This is a genomic window from Microbacterium oxydans, from assembly GCF_900095745.1.
Taxonomy (GTDB): domain Bacteria; phylum Actinomycetota; class Actinomycetes; order Actinomycetales; family Microbacteriaceae; genus Microbacterium; species Microbacterium oxydans_B.
The window spans coordinates 44,422-58,015 of the sequence record NZ_FMIR01000010.1 but is presented as its reverse complement, the minus strand read 5'-3'; the positions used below and the strand labels follow the sequence as shown (position 1 = coordinate 58,015).

Below are 13,594 nucleotides of genomic sequence, written 5' to 3'. Positions count from 1 at the left end.
GAGAATGGAGTGTTCGACGTAGGCCAGCCCGGCGCGCTGCCCCGAGGCCTTGCGAGTGACGGCGATCGGTGTTCCAGCAGTAACGCAGCGGTAACGGATTGCGTGTGCCCACGCGCTTCGAGCTGTGAACAGATGTGACCAACACGGCCAGGATTCCGGTGAACCTCATCACGGTCGGCACCTTTTCTGGGTAGTGATATGGGTTCAAATCCCACCGTCACCGCCACCACGAAGGCCCCGACTCCCTGGAAAAACTGGGATGCGGGGCCTTTGTCCTGTTCGCGATGCACGCGCCGGGGCCCGTGAACCGGGCGCCCGTTACGCGGGGATGATGTGCCGCGAGGGAACCGGGCTGGAGTAGACGACATTGGTCGTCACACCGCCGAGTGTGGCGAGACTGCCGGTGATGCGCTCCAGGTCTCGCATCGATCGGGCGAGGACCTTGATGATGAAGCAGTCGGCGCCCGTGACATGGTGAGCCTCGACGATCTCGGGGAGATTGTCGACGAGGTCGTGGAACGGCTTGTAGTTACCCGAGGGATAGGCGAGCCGTACGAATGCCGTGATCGTGTAGCCGAGCGCTTCGGGGTCCACCGTGATGGAGTAGCCGGTGATGACACCAGCGTCGGTGAGGCGGCGCAAGCGGTCCGCGGTTGCACTGGGTGAGAGGGCAACTGCCCGCGCAAGCTGCGCGACACTCATCCGTCCATCGTCCTGCAACGTCGCGATGATGGCATGATCGGTCTTATCCAGATCCAACCGTGAATTCGCAGGCATACGACGAACTCTACCGTGGGAAACAGCGTTGCAACGGGCATACGCCGTTGAACGTCTCTTCACCTGCCGCGGCCTGGATGCTTCGATTGATCCATGACCCTCTCCCTCTCTGCGGCCGACTTCTTCGCCGCAAAACTCGCCTTCGAGATCGACCCCTCCGACCTTGCAGCGGACCGCGCGGCCGGGACCGCACCGCTCATCATCGACACCCGGTCGGCCGCATCCTGGAGCCAGGGTCGCATCCCCGGCGCGGTGCACATCCCGAACGCGGAACTCGAGGGGCGCATCGCTGATTTCGCCCCCGACAAGGGCGCTCCGATCGTCGTCTACTGCTGGGGTCCGGGCTGCAACGGGAGCACGCGCGGAGCGCTCACCCTGGCAACCCTCGGCTACTCGAACGTGCGTGAGCTCATCGGCGGTTTCGAGTACTGGGCCCGCGAGGGCCTGTCCACTGTCAGCGACAACGGCCGCGGCCGGCTCGAGCCCGATCCGTTGACCGCCCCCGTCGCCTGAGCGTGTCTGCGAGGATCGGAAGATGCGCGAACCCGTCGACGTCTCGAACGCTGATCACTATGTGTGGGGCGAGGTCGCCGATGGGTGGCGATTGCTCGACAGCCCCGGACTGTCCGTGATCGAGGAGCGAGTGCCGGCCGGCGCCGGCGAAGAGTGGCATGTGCACGACACCGCCATGCAGTTCTTCTACGTGCTCGAGGGAACGCCTCAGATGCAGACGGCCGAAGGGGTCGTGGAACTCTCCCCCAGACAGGGCGTCGATATCCCGCCCGGACTCACGCATCGGTTCTTCAATCCGGGGAACACGGAGACACGATTCCTTGTGATCAGCACGCCGAACACTCGAGGAGACAGACGGCCCGTCGACGCGGTGTGAGGCATTTGTCGCTGGGTGGCCTGAAGTATCCATGCCGTCGCGGGTTGGCAGGAACCCAGGGCCTCAAGTCCGTCGCTCGGGGGATGCTCGCGAGCATCCGGTTTCCGTAGCGTGGATCGCATGGATATCGCTTCGATGATCATGGGGGCCTCGATCGTCTCGATCGGGTGGATCGCCTTCTGGCCGTGGGCGCAGCTGAAACGCCTTCGCGAGCTCGAGGCGAGTGCCGCCGTGGATCCTGATCAGGAGTCGTGAACAGCTCAATTAGTGAACTGTGATTTACTAATGGGATGAGTCGCCCTCCTCGTTCTTCCGACGCCGAGCTGCTGGAGCGTATAGACGACGCGCTGCGTCTGCGCACATCGACCGAACCGTGGGGGCTCGGCGACGTCGCACCCGCCGCGGGGATCAGTGCGGCAGGTCTGATCAAGCGGTTCGGATCGAAGGAGCGCCTGCTCCATGCGCTCTCCCGGCACTGGATCGACGGGATCCCGGTCGCGCCCATCGACCCGGAGAATGCGCGGGCGGAGCTTCACTCCTACGGTCAAGCGCACTTCGCGACGGCCTCGTCATCGGCGGCGATCGCGGGACTCGGAGAGTTGATGCGCGACCTCTGGTCTCCCGAGGCGGCTGACCTCCTCCGTGAGGGGTGGGATCGTCAGGCCCGCTACTTCGAGGCACTGTTCCGGCACCTGCCGCTCCGCCGCGACGTCGACCGGCGCACGGCGGCCCTGACCCTGCTCGATGCACTGCACGGCAGTCTCTACCGGCAGGCGGTGTCGCTCGAACCCACCTCGCCGGAAGACACCATCGACCACCTCTTGAAAGGCTGGACATGACCCTCGACCGCACCTGGCGCGGATGCGCGTTCATCGGAGTGAGCCTCGACGGCTACATCGCCAAACCCGACGGAGACCTCACCTGGCTCACCGAGCCCGACCGGCGTGCACACATCGCCGACGAGGGCGCACACCCGGCACTCGTCTGGGAGACCTTCTTCCCGACGGTCGACGCGATCGTCATGGGTCGCACCACATACGACACCGTGTCGGGTTTCGAGCAGTGGCCTTTCGAGGGCAAGACGGTGATCGTGCTCAGCTCGACGCTCGATGCGAGCCCGCACGCGCAGGTCGCTCGTTCCGTGGAGCACGCGAGTGACATGCTCGCGGCGATCGACGCGAAGCGCGTCTACGTCGATGGTGGGCGGACCATCCAATCCTTCCTCGCTGCAGGGCTCATCGACGAGATCACGGTCTCCATCGCACCGATACTGCTCGGTCGCGGAAGTCGCCTCTTCGGAGAGCTCGACCGTGACGTCCTCCTCACCCTTCGCGGTCACCACTCCACCCCGGACGACGGTCTCGTCCGAGTCACGTATGACGTGGCGCGGGCATAGCCGGACGCGGAGCAGGGGGTTCGCGGCCTCGATTCTGTGTGTCACAATGGTCAGATAGAGCGGCTAACTGACCGTGGAGGATGGCCATGAGCACCCTGATGAAGCTCGAGAAGAAGCCCGCCGGCGTGAAGTGGCGCGAGGAGCTGCTCAAGACGATCGTCGCGGAGCTCGATGCCGGGAAGGTCATCACCATCGACGCGAAGACGCCGACGATGACCCCGCAGCAGGTCGCTCAGGAACTCGGTCTCTCCCGCACGACCGTGCTGCGCAAGATCACTTCGGGAGCGCTGCGAGCCTCGAAGCGGGGTAACCGCAACATCATCGCGGTCGCAGATTTCGAGCGATTCCGAGCCGGATATGTCCGCGAGCTCGGCCAGGCATTCGCGGACGACTTCTGAGCGTCGCAGTGCCGCGGAAGAGCCTGGTCTACCTGGACGCCAATGTTCTCATCCCGTCCGTGACGCGCGGCCTGCTGATCATCGGCGCTGTGTTCTCGGACTACCGTGTCTGCTGGTCTGAGTTCGGCGAGACCGAGGCGCAACGGCACCAGCATGAGCGTGCCGCGAAGATCTCCGACCTCCGGCGCCGCTTCGGCTGGGACGTGCTCGTTTCGGAGGCTGAGATCGCTGACATGGTCGATACGGATCCGAAGGATCAGCCGCACATCGCTGCAGCCCACGCAGCTGGCGCCGGTGTGATCGTCACCGAGAACATCAAGGACTTCGGCGTCGTGGATCTCGACAGGCTCTCGATGTCGGCTGTCAGGTCCTGATGACCTCGGATCGTCCGCTGTGTGATCCGTGTGGCTCCGCCGACTCGGGCGCGACGGCGTCCTCATGATCCTCGAGATCACCAGCACGCAGAGTGAACGCTCGTCTGGCGCCACCGGTGCAGTTCGGTCTCACAGCACCTCGAGCTTGTACGCGAGGATGACCGCGTGCACGCGGTCTCTGAGGTAGAGCTTGGCGAAGACGCGGTTGACGTGGGTCTTCACCGTCGCCGGAGTGAGGTGCAGGCGCGCACTGATCTCCGGATTGGAGAGCCCTGTGGCGATCGCGAGGAAGACGTCGTATTCGCGAGGAGTGAGACGGTCGAGGGGTGAGGGCGGGCTGCCGGTGACCGGAGTCGCGTCGCGCTTCACGTAGTGGTCGATGAGTTGTGTCGTGATGCGCGGTTCGACGACACTGTCGCCCGCGGCGACGGTGCGGACGGCCGCGGTGAGTGTTTCCGGCGTGGCGCTCTTGAGGAGGAACGCACTCGCGCCCGCATGGAGCCCGCCGAAGGCGTACTCGTCGATGTCGAAGGTCGTGAAGACGATGACCTTGATGCGGGAGTCTTCGGTCGTGATCCGTCGGGTGGCTTCGATGCCGCCGATGCCGGGCATGCGCACGTCCATGAGCACGACGTCGGGGCGCAGCTCCGCTGCCAGGGCGACGGCCTCTTCGCCGCTGCCGACTTCGGCGATGACGTCGATGTCGTCGGCACTGTCGAGCACGAGCGCGTTGCCCATGCGCACGAGGGGCTGGTCGTCGACGACCAGGACGCGGATCGGTGGCGGAGTCATGAGGGATCGGCTCGGCTTTCGTCGTCGAGGTGCAGGGTCGCGGTCATTCGCCACCCGCCGGTGGGGAGTCGTCCGCTCGCGCTGGTGCCCGAATACGCGGCGGCGCGTTCCGCGACGCCGCGGAGCCCTCTGCCGCTGCCCTGGCTCGGCGCCCCGGCTGCCGGCGCGTGTCCGTCGTCGGTGATCATGAGCGCGATCCTGGCCGCGTCGGATTCGACTCGCACTTCGACGCGGGTGGCTCCTTCGGCATAGCGCAGCGCGTTCGTCAGGCCCTCTTGAACTATTCGGTAGACGGTGGTCGCCAGGGTGGGGTCGTGCGGGATGGCGCTTCCGACGCGGACCAGGTGCACGGGGAGTCCCGCAGCGCGGAAGACGTCGACGAGTTCTTCCAGGTCGGGAAGGTTGTGGCCGGAATGATGCAGTGCTTCTGCGAGCCCTGCATCGTCATCGCGGAGCAGGTGAAGGATGCGGCGCATGTCGCTGAGCGCGGTTCTTCCGACGTCGCTCAGGTTCCGTAGCGCGGTTGCGGAACGGTCGGGATGCTTCTGCCACCCGGTCGATGCGCCGTCCGCGAGGGCGATCATGATCGAGATCGAGTGGGCGACGACATCGTGCATCTCGGCAGTGATCCGGTTCCGTTCGCTGACCCGCGCGTTCTCCAGTCGCTGTTCCACGAGCGCCGCGTGTGACTCCTGACGTTGCCGGCGGTTCTTCCCGGCGAGCCCCAGCGACAGCGCGACGAGTGCGAGCGGGTCGAGGAACAGCGGTGAGAACGTCTGCCCGTTCGTCAGGAAGAGCGCGAAGGCACTCAGCGCAGGAAGGCAGACGCCGATCGCGTATCCGAGGGCGGCGCGCGGAAAGGGGCGAGTGGCGGCGACGGTGTAGAGCGCGAACGCGAACGGGATGCTCAGCGCCCCGACGCCGGGGAGCACCCACACGGCGGCGGCGCCGACGCACACGGTCGCGCAGAGTGTGAGCAACGGTGATCGGCGACGCCAGAACAGCGGTGCGGATGAGACGACGGCGATCAGGGCACCGGGCCAGAGCGGACCCTGCCCGGCCAGGGCGAAGGCGAGAACCTGCAGAGCGGCGGCGGCGATCACCACCAGCACGTCGACGACGAACGGGTGTGATGTGAACCAGCGCATCTTCTCGAGCATCCGTCCTGCGTGCTGTTCCTTCTGCGGCATCGGGGCGGCGGCCCGGAGCCCGGACCGCCGTCCGCATGCGGTCATGCGTCCCGGCGTCTGAGCACGATCGCGGCGGCGGTGAACAGGACGACGCTCCAGGCCAAGAGTACGAGATAGCCGCCCCAGGGCCCCATCGGGTCGGTTCCGAGGGGTGCCAGAAGGAGCGACCCGGACTCGATCGGGAAGAAGCGGGTGATCTCGGTGCCGTACTCGGAGAACATCTGCGGGATCACCGGCACGATAATCAGCAACACGATGGTCGTCAGGACGGCCGCGACCACGTTCCGGATGAGCGAGCCGACGGCGATGCCGATGATGCTCAGCGTCGCCAGGTAGAGCCCCGACCCGAGGATGAGGCGGATCGCATCAGCGGTATCCAGCGGATAGCTGTAACCACCGCCGGCGAGGATGGTCGGCGCGATCGCGAATCCGATGCTCGAGCTGACCACGCCGATCACGAAGGACACGGCGGCGATGATCGTGGCCTTCGCCACCAGCGCCGGAACCCGCTGGGGGACCGACAGGAGCGTCGTCTTGATCTGACCCGAGCGGTACTCGTTGGTCACCATCAGGGCGGCGAGGACCGCGAGGACGACGCCGACGTATCCGGTCTTGTCGACGATCATCTCCGCGTAGGCCTCGTAGTCGGCCTTGGGCGAACCGCGGTCACGGAACACGTAGGCCAACGGCATCGCAATCCCGTTCGCGATGAGCAGCAGCAGGGTGAATCCGGCCAGGGCGAAGTTCGAGGTGAGGCCTCGGAACTTGATCCATTCCGAACGGATCGCGCCGGGGAGGTCGGCATTTCTTCCGGTGGCTTTCACCGGCTCGGTGAGAGTGGTCATCATGGTCCTTTCTGCGGTGCTGATCTCAGAGCCCGGTCGAGGCATACTCGACGGCCTCTCTGGTCAGCGCGTTGTAGGCGTCTTCGAGGGTCTGGCGTACAGGCGTCAGCTCCGTCAGGAGGATGCCGGCTTCGTGCGCTGCCCGAGCGATCTCCTCCGCGGTGAGTCCGTCGATCTCCAAGAGCTCCAGCTCCGAAGAGGTGACCGTGACGCCGGCGTTCGCGATCCGGTTGCTCAATGCGGCGGTGTCCGTGGTGCGCACCCGCACTCTGGTCTGCCCGCCCGCCGTGAGAGCGTCGATCGGTGAGTCCGCGATGATCTCGCCGCGTCCGATGATGATGACGTGGTCCGCGATCAGTGCGAGCTCGCTGAGCAGGTGCGACGAGAGGAACACGGTGCGCCCCTCAGCGGCGAGATCACCGAGCAGGGTCCGCACCCAGGTGACGCCTTCGGGGTCGAGACCGTTCACGGGTTCATCGAGGATCAACGTCGACGGGTCGCCCAGCAGTGCGGCGGCGATGCCGAGCCGCTGGCCCATGCCCAGCGAGAACCCGCCCACCTTCTTCTTCGCCACCGACGTCAGTCCGGTCGCGTCGAGCACCTCATCGACCCTGGCCGTCGGGATGTGATGGGTGGCCGCGATCGAGGCCAGGTAGTTCACGGCCGTGCGGGACTTGTGGGCCGATCTCGCGTCGAGCAGAGCGCCCACCTGCTGCAACGGTGCTCGGTAGGAGGCGTACTGCTTCCCGTCGATCAGTGCCTGCCCCGAAGACGGGCGGTCGAGTCCGACGATCGAGCGCATCGTGGTCGACTTGCCCGCTCCGTTCGGCCCGAGAAATCCCGTGACCGCACCCGGCTGAACCGTGAACGACACGTCTCGCACGGCATAGCGATCGCCGTACCGTTTGCTGAGATTCTGAACCTCGATCGTCATTGCGTCTCCTTCGATCCAGCGTCCATCGCTGACCTGTTTCCAGGCTAGAAATTCGCACTCCGCCCGCCCGCCAACCAGGGGTTGATCTTCGAGGTCCACCGACGGATGGGGGCGTCCGGAGGAGGGCCTACAGAGCCCGGTCGGGCTCAGCGAGGACGCGCCGCAGCAGGGGAGCCGTCGCGACGACCCCGAGCTGCACGAGCAGAACGCCGAGCGCGATGCACACGATGACGGTCGCGATGAACAGAGGGGCGGTGAAGACCGACAGTGCGACCACCGGGGCGAACAGGACGCATGCGGCCATGGCCGGAAAGACCGCCGCGACGAGCAGCGGAGAGGCCACGGCGAGACGTCGGGAGCGATTCATCACCCGTGGCGGCATGCCCAACCGGTCGAGACTGACGTAGAGGGCGCGACGTTCCAGCACGGACGCCGCCTGAGTGATGCCGACGGTGCAGGCCACGAGCAGATACGACACGGCCACGGCGGCGATGACGACCGTGCGGATGTCTGCGAAGAACACCAGCTGGTCCGCCGCGAGGACGGTGTCGCCGTTCTGCACCATGTCGAGGAACCCCAGAACCGACCCTGCCGGAACCGCGATGAAGCTCGCCAATCCCACCCCGGACACCCATCGCCACGCCGCCGCCGGAGACTCCAGCACGCCGCGAGCTGCGATCAGGTCTTCGGCCGTGCGGGCACGAGCGAGCTTCCGCCGGGCGGCCCCGCCGATCAGGAACGGCCCCACGAGATTGAGGACCGCCATCACCCCCACGAGCACGACCACGATCGCCGCGGTGATCCCCACAGCGCCCCAGCTCACCGACGTGACCTGCATCAGAGTGACGCCACCGGCGAGCACGGCGGCGCCCGTCAGCAACCGGACCCAGTGGAGACGCGGAGCATCCGTCCGCATCCGAACTCCCAGAGGCGAGATGATCACGCGGCGCAGCCCGACCGCGGCACTGATCGCCGCCACGGCTGTGAGGGCGCAGGCCAGAACGCCGAGTGTCCATGCCGGGAGCCACACCTCGGAGAGAGCGGGGCGCTCGCCGGCTATCGGCACAAAGCTGAGCGCGGGGACGAGAACGGCATAGCCGAGCAGGCCGGCGATCGCCCCAGCCGCAGCGAGAAGAGACGCCTCGATCACGGCGAACCCACGGACCCACGTCGATGACGCGCCCAGCAGACGCAGCACTGCCAGACGGTCTTCCCTTCGACGGGCGGAAAGCTGAGCTGCCGATGTCCCCAGAGTGCCGGCGGGCACCACCAGCACAGCGACCATGGCGACCGCCAGGATGCTGTACTGGCCGAAACCGTCATCCGACGCCATCCAGAACAACCTCGCCAGGGCTGCAGCCAGATACGTCACCGCTCCGATGATCGCGAAGGCCACCACAGGCAGCGTCACGGCGGAAGCGTCGCCGCGGGAGGGACGCACGAGCACGGCCAGCGCCCGCAGTCTCATCGGGACGCCTCCTTGGCGGCATTGATTCGTCCGTCGCGGAGGCGCACCACCCGATCGCACCGCGCGGCGACATCCTCGTCATGCGTCACCACGACCAGGGATCGCCCCTGCCCCGATGTCGCCGCCAGAAGCACCCCGAGAACATCCGACGCCGTGCGCGAATCGAGCGCCCCGGTCGGTTCGTCGGCGAAGATCACGCGGGCGTTCGTCGCGCGTGCGCGGGCGATGGCGACCCGCTGCGCCTGTCCGCCGGAGAGCTGGCCGATCCGGCGGTCTCCCAACCCGCCCAAGCCCAGCTCCGCGAGCAGACTCTCGGCGGTCCGCTCGGCATCCGCCCGACCTGCGCCGTTCAACAGCAGAGGCAGAGACACATTCTCTGCGGCGGTCAACTCCGGAATGAGCATTCCGTCCTGGAAGACGAAACCGAATTCCGTCAATCGCAGGGCAGAGCGCTCACGATCCGCCATCGCCGCCACATCCACCGCGCCCTGTTCGGTGTGCAGCATCACCGTGCCGGAGTCGGGGCGGATGACCCCGGCCAGCGCGAGGAGCAGCGTGCTCTTCCCCGATCCGGATGCCCCCATGATCGCCACGGCTTCGCCGTCGAGGATCGTCAGCGACAGCCGGTCGAGCGCGACCGTCGAACCATAGTGATGGGTCAGGTCGGTCGCACGGAGGCGTGCTTTCCGTTCCTGGCTGTCGACGGTGTTCGCGTGATCTGATGCGTGCATGCAGCCGACGCTAGAACGCGCCGGATCACGCGAACACCAACCACGGGATGAGATCAGGGATCATGCGGCCGGGATCGGCCAGCGCACGCCTTCGGTGGTGTAGACCCCTTCGCCGCCCCACTGCACGCTGACGGCATCGAGGCCCTTCGGGATGAGGAAGATCTTGCACCCCTGGTAGACATCTCCGACTTCCTGCGGGAAGTCCGACGCCGCCGGTTCCCGTGCGCAGAACGCGTCGGTCTGCGACGGGCCGAGGCCGCCGACGATGATCGGGATGTCGGCGAGGGAGCCATCGGACAGGACCAGCTGGACCGCAGTCACCGCCGGATACATGCGCTCGCCCTCGAGGAGCGCGTATTGATAGTCGACGTACAGCGGCGTGACGTCGCCGAGCTTCGCCCGCTCGTCATCGGGGACGTAGGCGAAGTCCGCCTCGAGGTCGCCCGGCGTCGCCGAGATGGGCACGACGCCGACGGTCATCGTGGTCTGGTCCGAGGCCCACTCCCGACCGACGACAGCCCATTCGCCGTCACCGAGCGTGGTGCCGGCGGGCGTCGTCGGCGCCGCGGCCGGAAGCGGAGATATCGGGTCGACGAGAGACTCGAGACGCTGCTCGGCCAGTTGTTCCTGATACCGCTCCTCGACGCTCGCGGTCGGGGTGGTTTCGCTGGTCGGCGCCGAGGGAGAACAGCCGGCCAGAAGCACGGCGACGGCGATCGCCGCCGCTCCTGTCGTTGCTCGTCCCGCGATGACGCCGGTCGTCTTCTTCGCATCGCTCATGACTCCACGGTATCCAACGCGGCTCATGCGAACACCAACCACGGGATGAGGTTCGGGCCCTCGAGGTGGTCGGCTAGCGTGGTGCGCATGCATCCCCGTTTCCGTGTCTCCCACAGCCAGATCGAAGGCGGTGCCTCGTGAGCACCGACGTGTGGTTCCTCGCGGCGAACGCCTCGTTCGACGAGTTCGTCGCCGCATTCCAGCCGGGCGACGCCGGGCGTGACTTCGGTGACGGGCAGACCCTGCTGCACCGCGCTCTGACCAACGGTGACCTCTCGGCACGCGTGGCGATCAGTTCGTTCCTGCTCGACGAGGGGGCCGATGCCACAGCCCTCTCCGGGGTCGGTGGCGAGCGGAACACCGTGCTGCACGCCCTGCTCGGCCGGGGTGACCACGACGTGCCGGCGGAGGTGCCGTTGCTGCGCCGGCTCATCGAGGCGGGTGCCGACATCAATCACTTCTCCGGTCGGTTCCGCACCCCGTTGCTCACGATCGCCCGTCAGGCGAAGCTCTCGGATGCCACGCTGGCGCCGTTCTACGACGTGTTCTTCGAACAGCCGCACCTCGATCTGCTGGCAACGGCGAAGGATGGACGCTCGGTGTACGAGAGCATCCAGCTCATGCGCGAACCGCATCGTTCCGACCTGAAGCGCCGTGCGGCCGCCTACCTCGCAGAGCGCGGCCAGCAGGCTCCCGAGACCCCAGCGAAAGAGTAGGGAGAGGACCATGAGGCCCGCCGACATCATCACCAGCGCGGTGAAAAACACCCTGAAGCCGTATCTCCTGCAGAAGGGGTTCGAGGCGGATGGAACCACCAAGTTCCGACGTTCGGTCGGTGAGACGGTCCAGACAGTGGAGATTCAGCGCAGTCGCGTCGGCGGGGCGCAAGGCTTCGTGTACCTCAACGGCATCATCCACCTGCCGGCAATCCACGAACTCCTGGTCGGGGTGGATAGCAGGCCACGCCCGAGTAATTTCATGTTCCGCCCTCACAACGTCGATCGGAGCCTCCCCGAGGCGATCACCATCACGCAGGAATCCGACCCGGCCGACATCGGTGCGGTGGGGGTTCGCGGTATCGACGCGTTGCTCGGCCGGATGAACGAGTTCACGACGACGGCCGATGCCGTCGACTATCTCTCCGGGAAGAAGCTCTCCGTTTTCGAGGGCGTTTTCGCGTGGTATCTGCAGCACGATCAGCTGGACCGCGCACAGGCCTTCGTCACCGGACTCCACGAGTACTTCGGCGCACAGCCGCGGTGGGAGAAACTCGCGGGGATGCTCGACGCCGTCGCCGCGCACATCTCCCCGGAAACGCCCTGGCGAAGCTGGCTCGCCACCCCGTGACCGGCGCGATCGGATGACGGACAGCACGCCGCAGCCGCTGGTCGAGCTGCTGATCGAGGGCGTCGATCTCGAGCTGGTCGATGTCACGCTCGAGCCTCCGTCGGTGCCGATGACGCTCGCGTGGTGCTGGGCGCACCTCGACCGTTCGGTTCCGGATCCTTCACGCGTGCAGTTGGTGGTGACCGGATACATGGCCGGTTCGGTGGCGCGCTGGTCTCCCGAGAAGGACACCGCGGGAATCCATACCGTCGAGCACGGTGCGGGACTCTCCGCAGGGAAGACGATCCGGCTGCCGGACGGCCGCGCCGTCGTGCTGCTCCACGCGCACTACTTCCGCAATGATCTCGACCGCGACCAGACCGAGGTCAACGAACTGATCGCCAGGCGCGTGCTCCTGCACGAAACGCAGCACGTCGTCATGCACCAGAACCGACAGGTCTACCAGCCTGATGCGACCGCGAGCTTCCGTGATCTCAATCTCGTGGGCGGAGCTGCAGCGATCATCGAGGAGTACCGGGCAGAGATCAGTGTCGGTGAAGAGTTCCGCCGTGGCGAGCCGGTGTGGGAGCCGGCCGCGGTCATCGCCGACCTGCAGGCCAACCTCGATACAGCTGTCGCCACGTACCAAGGTCATCGCTCCGTCGACCGGCTGGTGTTCGAGGTGACGAGTTCTGTGCTGATCGGGTGGCGCGGACTCGCGTATGCCGCCGCCCGGGACGCCGTCGTCCCCGCTGGTGGATTTCTGAGCGAACTCCACACGGACCCGGTGTGGCTGCGGGGATTCGACGACTTCTGGCCCGCCTTCACCGCTGTTCTCGAGCGCATCGGACCCGCGGATGCCGTCATGTCGAGACAGGCTCTGGACGACGCGGCCGCGGAGTTCGCCCAGATCCTCGGCCTCTCGATGACCGGCCTCGGCTTCCGCTGGCAGGGCGACATGTTCACGATCGAGCCGTGGTTCGTCGAATCCTCGACGTACGCAGCCGTGCGCGCCGACGCGGTGACGGGCGTGCAGCGGCTGCGGATGAAGTGGGCCCGTCGCCCCGCACTGGGTGGCCGCATCGCGAGTTGAGGGGTCGTCGCAGCCTCGACCTATGGTGGAAACACGGTCAGATAGAACACGGCCAGATAGGAGATGGATGATGCCGAGCGCATACGGATCAGCGAAGTCAGGTTCCTACGAGGACTTCGTCGCCCTCTACGACGGAGACGCTCACGCTGTCGACTCCACCGGGCTGACCCTGCTGCATCGTGCGCTCGGAAACCGCCACCTCGACGCCCGCATCGCGATCTCGAATCGGCTGCTCGACGACGGGGCTGATGCGGGAGCAATCGTCGCGCCGGAAGGGTATTCGACGCTGCACATCCTCTTCTCCCAGACCTCCCACGATTTCGCCGGCGAGGTGCCGCTCGTCGAGCGACTACTGGAGGGCGGGGCAGATGTGAATGCCAACGCTGCCCGCTGGGGCACGCCGCTGCAGACGCTCGCGGGGCTGCACAAGTACTCCGACGAGGAGCTCGCGCCCTTCTACGACGTGCTTTTCGCGCGCGACGATCTCGATCTCCTCACTCCGGCAGGCGAGGGGATCAGCACGCTCGAGACCAGCCGACGGCTCGAAGAACATCGTGCGAACCTCACCGCGCGGATGGAGCAGTACCTCTGACGCTCGAGC

General features: G+C 66.5%; 19 protein-coding genes. 11 read left to right on the top strand and 8 right to left on the bottom strand.

Annotation, left to right across the window (positions count from 1 at the left end; translation table 11 throughout):
• Positions 1-318 precede the first annotated feature (318 nt).
• On the bottom strand, positions 319-777 hold the full coding sequence (locus BQ2383_RS04065; RefSeq protein WP_029262414.1) for an Lrp/AsnC family transcriptional regulator: 459 nt from the start codon (positions 775-777) through the stop codon (positions 319-321).
• Between the two features lie 93 nt (positions 778-870).
• Here BQ2383_RS04065 and BQ2383_RS04060 point away from each other — a divergent pair, with 93 nt between their 5' ends.
• The 7 genes from BQ2383_RS04060 (at position 871) to BQ2383_RS04035 (ending at position 3,834) form a co-directional block, all read left to right on the top strand.
• On the top strand, positions 871-1,290 hold the full coding sequence (locus BQ2383_RS04060) for a rhodanese-like domain-containing protein (protein ID WP_091029917.1): 420 nt from the start codon (positions 871-873) through the stop codon (positions 1,288-1,290).
• Between the two features lie 22 nt (positions 1,291-1,312).
• Positions 1,313-1,666: a cupin domain-containing protein gene (locus tag BQ2383_RS04055; protein WP_091029913.1), complete on the top strand. Its 354-nt coding sequence runs from the start codon at positions 1,313-1,315 to the stop codon at positions 1,664-1,666.
• A 120-nt stretch (positions 1,667-1,786) separates the two neighbouring features.
• Positions 1,787-1,921, top strand: a complete 135-nt coding sequence (locus tag BQ2383_RS19585; RefSeq protein WP_262001525.1) for a hypothetical protein — start codon at positions 1,787-1,789, stop codon at positions 1,919-1,921.
• Positions 1,922-1,956: 35 nt separating this feature from the next.
• Positions 1,957-2,505 carry a TetR/AcrR family transcriptional regulator gene (locus BQ2383_RS04050; protein WP_091029909.1) on the top strand — a complete coding sequence of 183 codons (549 nt, stop codon included), beginning with the start codon at positions 1,957-1,959 and terminating at the stop codon, positions 2,503-2,505.
• Entirely contained in the window at positions 2,502-3,062 is a 561-nt protein-coding gene (locus tag BQ2383_RS04045; protein ID WP_091029905.1) for a dihydrofolate reductase family protein, read from the top strand. Before BQ2383_RS04050 ends, BQ2383_RS04045 begins: the two co-directional genes overlap by 4 nt.
• A gap of 86 nt (positions 3,063-3,148) precedes the next feature.
• The gene (locus tag BQ2383_RS04040) at positions 3,149-3,460 is read left to right on the top strand and encodes a helix-turn-helix domain-containing protein (RefSeq protein ID WP_167381530.1); all 312 of its coding nucleotides are present in this window, start codon (positions 3,149-3,151) and stop codon (positions 3,458-3,460) included.
• An 8-nt stretch (positions 3,461-3,468) separates the two neighbouring features.
• A complete protein-coding gene (locus tag BQ2383_RS04035) occupies positions 3,469-3,834 on the top strand; it encodes a PIN domain-containing protein (protein WP_091029899.1) in 366 nt (121 codons plus the stop codon).
• A 129-nt stretch (positions 3,835-3,963) separates the two neighbouring features.
• Here the strand turns inward: BQ2383_RS04035 and BQ2383_RS04030 are convergent, their stop codons facing one another.
• From BQ2383_RS04030 to BQ2383_RS04000, 7 genes are all read right to left on the bottom strand, one after another.
• Positions 3,964-4,626, bottom strand: a complete 663-nt coding sequence (locus BQ2383_RS04030; protein ID WP_091029896.1) for a response regulator — start codon at positions 4,624-4,626, stop codon at positions 3,964-3,966.
• Positions 4,623-5,786 carry a sensor histidine kinase gene (locus BQ2383_RS04025; RefSeq protein ID WP_167381529.1) on the bottom strand — a complete coding sequence of 388 codons (1,164 nt, stop codon included), beginning with the start codon at positions 5,784-5,786 and terminating at the stop codon, positions 4,623-4,625. The genes BQ2383_RS04030 and BQ2383_RS04025 overlap by 4 nt, the downstream gene beginning before the upstream one ends.
• 71 nt (positions 5,787-5,857) lie before the next feature.
• Complete coding sequence (locus BQ2383_RS04020; protein WP_167381528.1) at positions 5,858-6,664, bottom strand: ABC transporter permease; 807 nt, start codon at positions 6,662-6,664, stop codon at positions 5,858-5,860.
• A 22-nt stretch (positions 6,665-6,686) separates the two neighbouring features.
• Positions 6,687-7,595: an ABC transporter ATP-binding protein gene (locus BQ2383_RS04015; RefSeq protein ID WP_091029886.1), complete on the bottom strand. Its 909-nt coding sequence runs from the start codon at positions 7,593-7,595 to the stop codon at positions 6,687-6,689.
• Positions 7,596-7,722: 127 nt separating this feature from the next.
• Positions 7,723-9,063: an FtsX-like permease family protein gene (locus BQ2383_RS04010; RefSeq protein ID WP_091029884.1), complete on the bottom strand. Its 1,341-nt coding sequence runs from the start codon at positions 9,061-9,063 to the stop codon at positions 7,723-7,725.
• Complete coding sequence (locus tag BQ2383_RS04005) at positions 9,060-9,794, bottom strand: ABC transporter ATP-binding protein (protein WP_091029882.1); 735 nt, start codon at positions 9,792-9,794, stop codon at positions 9,060-9,062. The genes BQ2383_RS04010 and BQ2383_RS04005 overlap by 4 nt, the downstream gene beginning before the upstream one ends.
• Positions 9,795-9,854: 60 nt before the next feature.
• On the bottom strand, positions 9,855-10,574 hold the full coding sequence (locus BQ2383_RS04000) for a hypothetical protein (protein ID WP_091029880.1): 720 nt from the start codon (positions 10,572-10,574) through the stop codon (positions 9,855-9,857).
• Positions 10,575-10,711: 137 nt separating this feature from the next.
• On the opposite strand from BQ2383_RS04000, the gene BQ2383_RS03995 reads away from it, so the two are divergent.
• The 4 genes from BQ2383_RS03995 to BQ2383_RS03980 all read left to right on the top strand — a co-directional run bounded on the left by BQ2383_RS03995 (position 10,712) and on the right by BQ2383_RS03980 (position 13,585).
• Positions 10,712-11,290 (top strand): ankyrin repeat domain-containing protein, encoded by a 579-nt coding sequence (locus tag BQ2383_RS03995; RefSeq protein ID WP_091029877.1) that lies wholly within the window; start codon positions 10,712-10,714, stop codon positions 11,288-11,290.
• 10 nt (positions 11,291-11,300) lie between these two features.
• Complete coding sequence (locus BQ2383_RS03990; protein ID WP_091029874.1) at positions 11,301-11,921, top strand: DUF4304 domain-containing protein; 621 nt, start codon at positions 11,301-11,303, stop codon at positions 11,919-11,921.
• A gap of 13 nt (positions 11,922-11,934) precedes the next feature.
• Positions 11,935-12,993, top strand: a complete 1,059-nt coding sequence (locus tag BQ2383_RS03985) for a hypothetical protein (RefSeq protein WP_091029869.1) — start codon at positions 11,935-11,937, stop codon at positions 12,991-12,993.
• 67 nt (positions 12,994-13,060) lie between these two features.
• The gene (locus BQ2383_RS03980; protein WP_091029864.1) at positions 13,061-13,585 is read left to right on the top strand and encodes an ankyrin repeat domain-containing protein; all 525 of its coding nucleotides are present in this window, start codon (positions 13,061-13,063) and stop codon (positions 13,583-13,585) included.
• Positions 13,586-13,594 lie beyond the last annotated feature (9 nt).